The sequence below is a fragment of the Pseudomonas sp. GW456-L12 genome (genome assembly GCF_059424045.1).
Genome location: NZ_JBWKZA010000022.1, coordinates 92,972 through 106,377 on the forward strand (window position 1 = coordinate 92,972; position 13,406 = coordinate 106,377).

A 13,406-nucleotide genomic window follows, 5' to 3' on the forward strand; every position below is an offset into this window, starting at 1 on the left:
CATGCAAGCTTTAATCGACTCGGTAGGCACGCTTTCTGCCAAAGAAAGAAAAGCCCTGGCGATTTTGCTTAAAGAAAAGGGCATCAACCTTTTTGGTATCGCTCCTATCTGCAGCCGCGGCGCCGCCGAGGGCGCCGGTTCTCTCCTATACCCAGGAAAGCCAATGGTTCCTTTGGCAACTGGAGCCCGACAGCAGCGCCTACCACATCACCACGGCGTTGCGCTTGACCGGAGAACTGGACCTCGACGCGCTGCGCCATGGGTTCGACAGCCTGATTGCCCGGCATGAAACCCTGCGTACTACCTTTTGCGAAGAAGATGGCATCGCGGTGCAGGTGGTTCATCCACCGGCGCCGCTGGACATCGAGGTCATCGATCTGCAAGCCGGCGGCCTGTCTTATGAGGAGCAGGTCAACGCCTTGACCGACAGCAAGCGCCAGCCTCCCTTCGACCTGCGTAACGGCCCGCTGCTGCGAGCCAGCCTGTTGCGAGTGACGGCGGACGAACATGTGCTGGTCCTGACCCAGCACCATATCGTCTCCGATGGCTGGTCGATGGGGGTGATGGTCGATGAGCTGATCCAGCTCTATGCCGGCTACCGCCAGGGACGCACGGTCAGCCTGCCGGCCCTGCCGATCCAATACGCCGACTATGCCAACTGGCAACGGCAGTGGATGGACGCCGGCGAGCGTGAGCGGCAGCTGGGCTACTGGCTGCAGCAACTGGGCGGGGAACAGCCGCTGCTGATGCTGCCCCTGGACCATTCGCGCCCGGCGATCCAGAGCTATCGCGGTGCGTTGTTCGACATCCCGCTGGGAGATGAACTGCGGGTCGGCCTCAAGCAACTGGCGCAGCGTGAAGGGGCGACCCTGTTCATGCTGTTGCTGGCCTCGTTCCAGGTGCTGCTGCACCGCTACAGCGGCCAGACGGATATCCGCGTTGGCGTGCCCACCGCCAACCGCAACCGGGTCGAGACCGAACGCCTGATCGGCTTCTTCGTCAACACCCAGGTGTTCAAGGCCGAGGTCGATGGCCAGCTGGGCTTCATTGACTTCCTGCAACAGGTCAAGCAGACCGCCTTGATGGCGCAGTCCCATCAGGACCTGCCTTTCGAACAGCTGGTGGAGGCCCTGCGCCCCGAGCGCAGCCTGAGCCACAGTCCGCTGTTCCAGGTGATGTTCAACCATCAGACCGCGGTCAAGAAGGGTGCGCAGAGCCAGCGCCTGGACGACCTCAGTATTGAAACCCTGAGCTGGCAGGGGCGCGCCGCGCAGTTCGACCTGACCCTGGACACCTTCGAGTCCGAGGATGGCCTGTGGGCTTCGCTGACCTATGCCACCGACCTGTTCGAGCCCTCGACCATCGAGCGCCTGGCCCAGTCCTGGGTGCAGTTGCTGCAGGGCATTGTCCAGCAGCCGCGCCAGCGCCTGGGGGACCTGCCGCTGCTAGCGGCCTCCGAGCAGAACAAGCTGCTGCACGAGTGGGCCCCGGCCACCGGTGAATTCCCCAGCAATGGCTGTGTGCAGCAACTGGTGGAAACGCAAGCACTAAAAAACCCTGAAGCCGAAGCCCTGCTGTTTGCCGGGCAAAGCCTGAGCTACCGGGAGCTCAATGCCCGGGCCAACCGCCTGGCGCACAAGTTGATCGAGTTGGGTGTCGGGCCGGAAGTGCGGGTCGGCGTGGCCATGCAGCGCACCCCGGAAATGGTCGTGGCCCTGCTGGCGGTGCTCAAGGCCGGTGGCGCCTATGTGCCGCTGGACCCGGATTATCCGCAGGACCGCCTGGCTCATATGCTGCGCGACAGCCAGGCGCAGATTCTGCTGACCGAGAGCGCGTTGCTGTCGCTGCTGCCTGCTGTGGAGTCTTTGCAGACCCTGCAACTGGATGCCCAGCCGGGCTGGCTGGACGCTTATTCACTAGAAAACCCGGCGCCGCGAGCGACCGCGGACAACCTGGCCTATGTGATCTACACCTCGGGCTCCACCGGTTTGCCCAAGGGCGTGGCGATTGCCCATCGCAACGTGCTGGCGCTGATCGACTGGTCCAGCCGGGTGTACTCGGCCGACGACCTGCAAGGGGTGCTGGCCTCGACCTCGATCTGCTTCGACCTGTCGGTGTGGGAGCTGTTCGTGACCCTGTCCAGCGGTGGCTCCATCGTCCTGGCGCGCAACGCCCTGGAACTGCCGGAACTGGCGGACCGCGACCGGGTACGGCTGATCAACACCGTGCCGTCGGCGATTGCCGCGCTGCAGCGCAGCGGACAGATTCCGGCCAGCGTACGGATCATCAACCTGGCGGGCGAGCCGCTGAAACAGGCGCTGGTGGATAGCCTCTACCAGCAGCCGGGGCTGGTGCATGTCTACGACCTGTACGGCCCTTCGGAAGACACCACCTACTCGACCTACACCCGCCGCGAGGCCGGCGGCCAGGCCAATATCGGCCGGGCCATCAGCAATACCCAGAGCTATATCGTGAGCCCTGATTTGCAGCCGGTACCGGTGGGCAGTGCTGGCGAGTTGTACCTGGCCGGCGCCGGGGTGACTCGCGGCTACCTGGCGCGCCCGGGGCTGACCGCCGAGAAGTTCGTGCCCAATCCATTCTCCAGCGACGGCGGCCGCCTGTACCGCACCGGTGACCTGACCCGTTACCGCGCCGATGGGGTGATCGAGTACATCGGCCGTATCGACCATCAGGTGAAGATCCGCGGTTTCCGTATCGAGCTGGGTGAAATCGAAGCGCGGCTGGTGCAGCAGGCCGCGGTGCGCGAAGCCTTCGTCCTGGCCCAGGACGGTGAAAATGGCCAGCAGCTGGTGGCCTATATCGTGCCGAGCGATGCCGGGGCGGCGGTTGCCGGTGACGGGCAACTGGCCCTGCGCGAAAGCATCAAGACTGCCCTGAAAGAACATCTGCCGGACTACATGGTGCCGGCGTACCTGTTGTTCCTCGAGGCGTTGCCGCTGACGCCGAACGGCAAGCTGGACCGCAAGGCCCTGCCCAAGGTCGATGCGCAGCAGCTGCAACAGGTCTATGTGGCGCCGCAAAGCCAGCTGGAGCAACGGATCGCCGCCATCTGGGCCGATGTGTTGAAGCTGGAACAGGTGGGGGTCACCGATAACTTCTTCGAACTGGGCGGCGACTCGATCATCTCGATCCAGGTGGTCAGCCGCGCGCGCCAGGCCGGTATTCGCTTCACCCCGCGGGACCTGTTCCAGTACCAGACGGTACAAGGTCTGGCGGCGGTGGCCGAGCAGGGCGAGGGCGGGGTGCAGATCGACCAGGGGCCGGTGCGCGGCAGCACGGCGCTGTTGCCGGTGCAGCAGTGGTTCTTCGAGGCGCCCATGAGCGAGCGCCATCACTGGAACCAGTCGGTGCTGCTCAAGCCGGCCCAGCCGTTGCGCGCCGAGGTGGTGGAAAACGCCTTGCAGGCGCTGTGGGTGCAGCATGACGCCCTGCGCTTGCAGTTCAGCCAGGAGGCTAATGGCTGGTCGGCGCGTTTTGCCGATGCCAGCCAGCGGCCGGAGCTGCTCTGGCAGATCGCGGTGGATAGCGCCCAGGCCATGGAGCAGTCGGCGATCGAGGCGCAGCGCAGCCTGAACTTGCAGGACGGGCCGCTGCTGCGGGCCGTGCTGTTCAGCCTGGCGGACGGCAGCCAGCGTCTGTTGCTGGTGATCCACCATCTGGTGGTGGACGGGGTGTCCTGGCGGATCCTGCTGGAGGATCTGCAACTGGCCCACGCGCAACTGAGTGCCGATCAATCCCTGGCATTGCCGGCCAAGACCAGCTCGACCCAGGCCTGGGCCGAGCAGATGCAGGCCTATGCCCAAGGCGCGGCGCTGCAACAGGAACTCAAGTACTGGCAGGCCCAGTTGCAAGGCGTCGAGTCGAGCCTGCCGCTGGATCGCCCCGTGACCGCGTTGCAGAACCAGCATGCCAGCAGCCTGAGTTCGTGCCTGGACAAGGCCCATACCCAGCGCCTGTTGCAGGACGCCCCGGCGGCCTACCGCACGCAGATCAACGACCTGCTGCTCACGGCCCTGGCCCGGGTCATCACCCGCTGGACCGGCGAGGCCAGCGCCCTGGTGCAACTGGAAGGCCACGGTCGCGAAGAGCTGTTCGATGACCTGGACCTGACCCGCACCGTGGGTTGGTTCACCAGCATGTTCCCGGTCAAGCTGACGCCGCAGGCGGCCCTGGCCGACTCGATCAAGCAGATCAAGGAACAGCTGCGCACCGTGCCGAACAAGGGCATCGGCTTTGGCGCCCTGCGTTACCTGGGGGACGAGGCGGCCCGGCAGGCCCTGGCGGCCCTGGCCGTACCGCGCATCACCTTCAACTACCTGGGGCAGTTCGACGGCAGCTTCGACGAGCAGGATTCCCTGTTCAAGCCAACCGGTGAAGCCAAGGGCGAAGACCAGAGCCCGCTGGCCCCGCTGAGCAACTGGCTGAGCCTGGATGGCCAGGTCTATGGCGGCGAGCTGAGCCTGAGCTGGACCTTCAGCACGCAGATGTTCGACGCCGCGACCATCCAGCGCCTGGCGGACGACTATGCCGCGGAACTCAAGGCCCTGGTGGAGCATTGCTGCGAGCCGGGCCAGGGCGGCGCGACGCCTTCGGACTTCCCGCTGGCCGGCCTGGACCAGCAGCAGCTGGACCGCTTGCCGGTGGCGCTGGCCCAGGTCGAAGACCTCTACCCGCTGTCGCCGATGCAGCAGGGCATGCTGTTCCACACCCTGTACGAGCAGGCCGCGGGCGACTACATCAACCAGCTGCGGGTGGACGTGGACGGGCTCGATCCGCGGCGCTTCCAGCAGGCCTGGCAGGCGGCCATCGATCGGCACGACATCCTGCGCACCGGCTTTATCTGGCAGGGCGAGGTGTCGACACCGCTGCAGGTGGTGCACAAGCACATTGCCCTGGAGTGCAGCGAGCACGACTGGCGTGGCCAGCCACAGCCGCAGGAAGCCCTGGACGCCCTGGCCGCCGCCGAGCGCCAGCGTGGCTTCGAGCTGGATGCGGTGCCTTTGCTGCGCCTGACCCTGGTGCGTATCGACGACCAGCGTCATCACCTGATCTACACCAACCATCACATCCTGATGGACGGCTGGAGTAACTCGCAGTTGCTCGGCGAAGTGCTGCAGCGTTATGCCGGCCAGGCGCCGAACCATGCGCCCGGTCGCTACCGGGATTACATCGGTTGGCTGCAACGCCAGGATGCCCAGGCCTGTGAAAGCTTCTGGAAAGAACAACTGCAGACGCTGGATGAACCGACCCGCCTGACCCAGGCGCTGTCCCGGGTCGCGGACATTCCGGCCGGCACCGGTCACGGCCAGCACCATCGCGAGCTGGACCTGGCGCAGACGGCGCGCCTTGGCGAATTTGCCCGCCAGCAGAAGGTCACCATCAATACCCTGGTGCAAGCGGCCTGGCTGCTGTTGCTGCAGCGTTGCACCGGCCAGGAAAGCGTGGTGTTCGGCGCCACGGTGGCGGGGCGTCCGGCGGAGCTCAAGGGCATCGAGCAGCAAGTGGGCCTGTTCATCAACACCTTGCCGGTGGTGGCCACGCCACGTCCGGACATGACCGTGAGCCAATGGCTGCAGGCGGTGCAGAGCCGCAACCTGGCGCTGCGCGACTATGAATACACGCCGCTGTACGAAGTGCAGCGTTGGGCCGGGCTGGGTGGCGATGCGCTGTTCGACAACATCCTGGTGTTCGAGAACTACCCGGTGTCCGAGGCGCTGGAAAAAGGCGCGCCGGCACAACTGCAGTTCGGCACGGTGGGCAACCATGAGCAGACCAACTACCCGCTGACGGTCGCGGTCAATCTGGGCGAGAGCCTGTCGTTCGAATTCATCTACGCCCGCGAGTCGTTCTCCGAGGCTTCGATGGTGCAGTTGGGCGGGCACTTGCAGAGCCTGTTGCTGAGCCTGATGGCGCATCCGCAGACGGGCCTGGGCGAGTTGCCATTGTTGACCCTGGAAGAGCAACGTGGCATCCGCCAGGACTGGGATCACACTGATGTGGTCTATCCGACCAACCGCTTTGTCCACCAACTGTTCGCCGACCAGGCGGCCAAGGCCCCGGATGCGCCGGCGGTGTTGTTCGCCGAACAACGCCTGAGCTATCGCGAGCTGGACATTCAGGCCAACCAGCTGGCGCACAAGCTGATCGAGCTGGGCGTCGGCCCGGAAGTGCGGGTGGCCATCGCCATGCCGCGTTGCGCGGAAATCATGGTGGCCTTCCTGGCGGTGCTCAAGGCCGGTGGGGTCTATGTGCCGCTGGATATCGAATACCCCCAGGACCGCCTGCGCTACATGATGCAGGACAGCGGTGCCTGGTTGCTGTTGACCCAGAGCCACCTGCTGGACCGCTTGCCGATTCCGGACGGTTTGCCGACCCTCAGCGTCGAAGGCGCGGCCGATTTTGCCGGCTACCCCGCCAGTGCACCCGAAGTGGATCTGGCCGAAGAAAACCTCGCCTATGTGATCTACACCTCCGGCTCTACCGGCTTGCCCAAGGGTGTGGCGGTATCCCACGGTCCGCTGGCCATGCACAGCCTGGCCACTGGCGAGCGTTATGAAATGAGCCCGGCGGATTGCGAGCTGCACTTTATGTCCTTCGCTTTCGACGGCTCTCACGAAGGCTGGATGCACCCGCTGATCTACGGCGCCAGCGTATTGATCCGCGACGACAGCCTGTGGTCACCGGAATTCACCTACGAACAGATGCACCGCTACGGCGTCACCGTGGGCGTGTTCCCGCCGGTGTACCTGCAACAACTGGCGGTACACGCCGAGCGCGACGGCAATCCGCCGGCGGTGCGGGTCTACTGCTTCGGCGGCGACGCAGTGCCCCAGGCCAGTTACGACCTGGCCTGGCGGGTGCTGCGGCCCAAGTACATCTTCAACGGTTATGGCCCGACCGAGACGGTGGTTACCCCACTGATCTGGAAGGCCAAGGCTGGCGATCCGTGTGACGCGGCCTACGCGCCAATTGGCAATATCGTCGGTAACCGCAGCGCCTACGTGGCCGATGCCAACCTCAACCTGCTGCCGGTTGGGGTGGCGGGCGAACTGTACCTGGGCGGCCTGGGCGTGGCCCGGGGTTACCTGGATCGGCCAGGGCTGACAGCCGAGCGCTTTATTCCCGATCCTTACAGCACCAATGGGGCGCGGTTGTATCGCAGTGGTGACCTGACCCGCTATCGCACCGACGGTCTGGTGGAATACGTCGGTCGTGTCGACCATCAGGTCAAGGTGCGTGGCTTCCGTATCGAGCTGGGTGAAATCGAGGCACGGCTGCTGGAACAGGACCCGGTACTGGAAGTGGCGGTGATCGCCCAGCCGGGGCCGAGCGGCCAGCAGCTGGTGGGTTACATCGTGCCGGTGGACGCCGACGTGGCGCACAGTGCCGAACGCCAGGCGCAACTGCGCGAGAGCATCAAGGTCCGGCTGCGGGAAAACCTGCCGGACTACATGGTGCCCACCTACCTGCTGTTCCTCGAAGCTTTGCCGCTGACACCGAACGGCAAGCTGGACCGCAAGTCGCTGCCGAAAGTCGATGCCCAGTTGATGCAGCAGACTTATGTGGCGCCGCAAAACGACCTGGAGCAACAGATCGCGGCGATCTGGGCCGATGTGCTGAAGCTGGAACAGGTCGGCGTCACCGACAACTTCTTCGAGCTGGGCGGCGACTCGATCATCTCGATCCAGGTGGTCAGCCGCGCGCGTCAGGCCGGCATCCGTTTCACCCCGAAAGACCTGTTCCAGCACCAGACGGTGCAGGGGCTGGCCACGGTGGCGGAGCAGGGCGAGGGCGGGTTGCAGATCGATCAAGGGCCGGTGCGTGGCCAGATGGCGCTGCTGCCGATCCAGCAATGGTTCTTCGACACCCCGGTGCCGGAGCGCCATCACTGGAACCAGTCGGTCTTGCTCAAACCGGCCCAGCCTGTGCAAGCGGCTGTCCTGGAGACGGCCTTGCAGGCGTTGACTGTGCAGCACGACGCCTTGCGCCTGCGGTTTGTCGAGGGCGAGGGGGGCTGGAACGCAGCGTTCGCCGAGTTCGACGAGCAGGCGCAACTGCTGTGGCAGGCCAGCGTGGCCAACGACCAGGCGTTGCAGCAATTCAGTGAGCGCGCCCAGCGCAGCCTGAACCTGCAGGATGGCCCGCTGCTGCGTGCCGTGCTCTTTACCCTGGCGGACCAGAGTCAGCGCTTGCTGCTGATCTTCCATCACCTGGTGGTGGATGGGGTGTCCTGGCGGATCCTCCTGGAAGACCTGCAGGCGTTGCTGGGCAACCGGCCGCTGCCGGCCAAGTCCAGTTCGACCCAGGCCTGGGCCGGGCAGTTGCAGGCTTATGCCAGCAGCGCGGCCCTGCAACAGGAGCTGGGTTACTGGCAGGCACAGCTGCAAGGCGTCGACTCGAGCCTGCCCAGGGATCACGCCAGCGACGGGCTGCAGAACCAGCACGCGTGCAGTGTCGATACCCGGCTGAACAAGCGCGATACCCAGCGCCTGCTGCAGGATGCCCCGGCGGCCTATCGCACCCAGATCAACGACCTGTTGCTGACGGCATTGGCGCGGGTCATCACCCGCTGGACCGGTAGCGACAGTGCCCTGGTGCAACTGGAAGGCCATGGCCGCGAAGAGCTGTTCGACAACATCGACCTGAGCCGCACCGTGGGTTGGTTCACCAGTGTGTTCCCGGTCAAGCTGACGCCGCAGGCGGCCCTGGCCGACTCGATCAAGCAGATCAAGGAGCAGCTGCGTGCCGTGCCGAACAAGGGCATCGGCTTTGGCGCCCTGCGTTACCTGGGGGACGAGGCGGCCCGGCAGGCCCTGGCGCTGCTGGCGGTGCCGCGCATCACCTTCAACTACCTGGGCCAGTTCGATGCCAGTTTCGATGAAGAGCAGGCGCTGTTCACGCCGGCCCGTGAAGCCAAGGGTGAAGACCAGAGTGCCGAGGCCCCGCTGGGCAACTGGCTAAGCATCAATGGCCAGGTCTATGGCGGCGAGCTGAGCCTGGGCTGGAGCTTCAGCCAGGCGATGTTCGAGCCAGCGACCATCCAGCGCCTGGCGGATGAGTACGCCGAGGAGCTCAGGGCGCTGATCGAGCATTGCAGCCAGCCCGAGCACCGTGGCGTGACGCCGTCGGACTTCCCGCTGGCGGGCCTGAGCCAGCAGCAACTGGATCGCTTGCCCGTGCCGGTGGCGCAGATCGAGGACCTCTACCCGCTGTCGCCGATGCAGCAGGGCATGCTGTTCCACACCCTGTACGAGCAGGCCGCAGGCGACTACATCAACCAGCTGCGGGTGGACGTGGACGGGCTCGACCCGCGGCGCTTCCAGCAGGCCTGGCAGGACGCCATCGATCGCCACGACATTTTGCGCAGCGGCTTTATCTGGCAAGGCGAGCTATCGACGCCGGTTCAAGTCGTGCACAAGCAGATCGTGCTGGACTGTGTCGAGCATGACTGGCGTGGCCAGCCTCAACAGCAAGAGGCCCTGGATACTCTGGCCGATGCCGAGCGTCAGCGCGGTTTCGAGCTCAGCGCTGCGCCGTTGCTGCGCCTGACCCTGGTGCGCACTGGCGAAAACCGTCATCACCTGATCTACACCAACCACCACATCCTGATGGATGGCTGGAGCAACTCGCAGCTGCTCGGCGAGGTGTTGCAACGTTATGCCGGTCAGTTGCCGGGCCATGTGCCCGGTCGCTACCGCGATTACATCGCTTGGTTGCAGCGTCAGGACGCCCAGGCCAGCGAGCGTTTCTGGAAAGAGCAACTGGTGGCCCTGGACGAGCCGACCCGCCTGGCCCAGTCCATGGTGGCGGCTGCGCAGGGGTTGAGCGCCAGCGGCCATGCCACCCATCTGCACAGCCTGGATGCGCAGCAGACCCGACGCCTGGGCGAGTTCGCCCGCCAGCAGAAGGTCACGGTCAACACCCTGGTGCAAGCCGCCTGGCTGTTGTTGCTGCAACGCTGCACCGGGCAGGAGACGGTGGCGTTTGGCGCCACGGTGTCCGGGCGTCCCGCGGAACTCAAAGGCGTGGAGCAGCAGATCGGTCTGTTTATCAACACCTTGCCCGTGGTGGCCACGCCACGTCCGGACATGACGGCGCGCGACTGGCTGCAAGCGGTGCAACGCCACAACCTGGCCTTGCGTGACTACGAACATACGCCGCTGTATGAAGTGCAGCGCTGGGCCGGCCTGGGTGGCGAAGCCCTGTTCGACAATATCCTGGTGTTCGAGAACTACCCCGTCTCGCAAGCCCTGGAGCAGGGCGCGCCTGGAACATTGCGCTTCGGTAGCGTGGGCAACTTTGAGCAGACCAACTACCCGCTGACCTTGCTGGTGGGTGTGGGTGAAAGCCTGTCCCTGGAGTTCAAATACGCCCTGGCGTCGTTCTCCCCGGCGGCCATGACCCGGTTGGGCGAGTACCTGGAAAACCTGCTGCTGGGCATCATGCTCGACGCGCAGCAGTCCCTGGGCGAGTTGCCGTTGCTGGGGGCCGCCGAGCAGTCGCGGATCCTCCATGAGTGGAATCCGCCGGCCAGCCATTTCCCGAGCGAGCGCTGTGTGCATGAGCTGATCCAGGCTCAAGCGGTTAAAACCCCGGATGCCCAGGCACTGATCTTCGGTGAGCAACGCGTCAGCTACCAGGCATTGAATGCCCGGGCCAACCGCCTGGCGCACAAGCTGATCGAGCTGGGTGTGGGGCCTGAAGTGAGCGTCGGCGTGGCCTTGCAACGCTCGACGCAAATGGTTGTGGCCTTGCTGGCGGTGCTGAAAGCCGGCGCTGCCTATGTGCCGCTGGACCCGGATTATCCGCAGGATCGCCTGGCCCATATGCTGCAAGACAGTCAGGCGCAGATTCTGTTGACCGAGCGCGCATTGTTGGAAGTCCTGCCAACCCTTGAGTCCGTGCGAACCCTGCAACTGGATGCCGACGCTGGCTGGCTCGATGGGTACTCCGCGGAGAATCCACAGGCGGTGGCGACCCCGGATAACCTGGCCTATGTGATCTACACCTCGGGTTCGACCGGCCTGCCCAAGGGCGTGGCCATCGCTCACCGCAACGTGTTGGCGCTGATCGACTGGTCGCTGCAGGTTTACAGCCCGGCGGATCTGCAAGGGGTCTTGGCTTCGACCTCGATCTGTTTCGACCTGTCGGTGTGGGAGCTGTTCGTTACCCTGTCCGCTGGCGGTTATATCGTCCTGGCCCGTAATGCCCTGGAGTTGCCCGAGCTGCCGGCGCGCGACCAGGTGCGCCTGATCAATACCGTGCCGTCGGCCATTGCCGCTCTGCAGCGTGGCGGGCAGATTCCGGATGGCGTACGCATCATCAACCTGGCCGGCGAACCGCTGAAGCAGAGCCTGGTCGACAAGCTTTATGAGAACCCGGGGTTGCAGCACGTCTATGACCTGTATGGGCCGTCGGAAGACACCACTTACTCGACCTATACCCGTCGGGAAAAAGGCGGTCGGGCCAATATCGGCCGGGTGATCAGCAACACCCAGGGCTACATCCTCGGCGCGGACCTGCAAGCGGTGCCGGCGGGTAGCGCGGCAGAACTCTACCTGGCCGGTGCCGGGGTCACCCGGGGTTACCTGGCCCGCCCGGCGCTGACCGCCGAGAAGTACGTGCCCAATCCGTTCGCCACGGACGGCGGTCGCCTGTATCGCACCGGCGACCTGACGCGTTATCGCGACGACGGGGTGATCGAGTACATCGGCCGTATCGACCATCAGGTCAAGGTGCGCGGTTTCCGCATCGAGCTGGGAGAGATCGAAGCGCGACTGGTGCAACAGGAGGCGGTACGCGAAGCCTTTGTCCTGGCGCAGGACGGCGATGGTGGCCAGCAACTGGTGGCGTACATCGTGCCGGCCGATACCGACGTAGCGCTCGATGTGGCGCGCCAGGCCAATCTGCGTGAGGCCATCAAGGCGCGGCTCAAGGACAACCTGCCGGACTACATGGTGCCGGCTTATCTGTTGTTCCTTGAGGCCTTGCCACTGACGCCGAACGGCAAGCTGGACCGCAAGGCCCTGCCCAAAGCCGATGCCAGCCAGGTGCAGCAGGCCTATGTCGCGCCGCAAACCGAGCTGGAACAACAACTCGCAGCGATCTGGGCCGATGTACTGAAACTGGACCGGGTCGGCCTGACCGACAACTTCTTCGAACTGGGCGGCCATTCGCTGGATGCCTTGCGACTGGTCAGTGAGATCAGGCAGGCCTTGGGGCTGGAGTTGAGCCTCAACACCGTCTTCACTTCGCCCGATGTGCAGCAAATGGCCCGGTTCGCGACCACGCGCCAGGCGTCCAAGGCTGACAACATCGTCGCGCTGGGCGGAACCGGGCAGCCGGTTTTCTGTTTCCACCCGGCGGGCGGGACCGTCTATTGCTACCTCTCGCTGGCGGCGCGGCTCAAGGACCGTTATGCGGTCTACGGGGTGCTGAACGAGGCCTATCTGCAGGAGGACTGGAGCGAAACCTCATGGCAGGCCATGGTGCGGCGTTATGTCGGCAATATCAGGCAGGTCCAGCCGCACGGCCCTTATCGTTTGCTGGGTTGGTCCCTGGGCGGTTCCATCGCCATGGACGCCGCCAGCGAACTGGAGGCCATGGGCGAAGAGGTCAGCTTCCTCGGACTGTTTGACCCAACCCCGCCCGAGGATGCCGCGCATCAGCAGGTCGAGTTGCAGGTTCCTGCCGCAAAATTGGCCGCCGAGTCCGAATGGCGGGCCGTGATCGACAAGCTGAGCCTGCTCTATCCGGCACAGGCCGGGCTGATTGGCAGCCGCTTGAGAGACGAGGCGCAACTGTCCTGGGACAGCATCTTTGCCTGGATGGTCGCCCATACCGACCTGCCGCGCGCGGAGCTGGACCGGGCGGTGACGCTGTTCAAGGCCGAGTTCGACAGCGCGCTGGTGAACACGGTGTTCAACGACCTGCGTCGTCTGTTTGCCGCCTATAGCTACCGACCGCTGCGGGTCAGCCCGCACTTGTGGTGGTCCGCGGACTACAGCGCGGCCCGGGTCATGCGGCTGGAGGAGGCCATCAGTGCCCTGGCGGGAGGTCAGCGTCCAGGCAGTTCGCTCAGGGTCGAGTCTTGCCATGAAGACATGATCGTTTCGCCTGCCTTGCTCGACAGCCTCAGGGAGCGCTTTCTGGCTCAGCGTTAAGTGCCACGCCAAAGGCCCGGATCAGCGATGATCCGGGCCTTTTTCATTGCGTTCTACTGAGTTTGCGGCAGCCCCGCGGGTGCAGATGACTTCCGGCACCCGGGGTGGGCTCGGCGATAGGCGCACAGGCATTCGGCGGCCGCTGCAACAGCGGATGAGGTGTGGCTCGGTCGAGCGGGAAGGGGAGCGAGGTGGGGAGGGAAGCCCAGGATGAGCGCGGTC

1 pseudogene is annotated in these 13,406 nt (G+C 64.9%); it reads left to right on the top strand.

What is annotated here, in order from left to right:
* The first annotated feature begins 1 nt into the window (after nucleotide 1).
* Nucleotides 2-13,184 (top strand): annotated as a pseudogene (locus AC07Y9_RS23460) (non-ribosomal peptide synthetase).
* The last annotated feature ends 222 nt before the right edge of the window (nucleotides 13,185-13,406 follow it).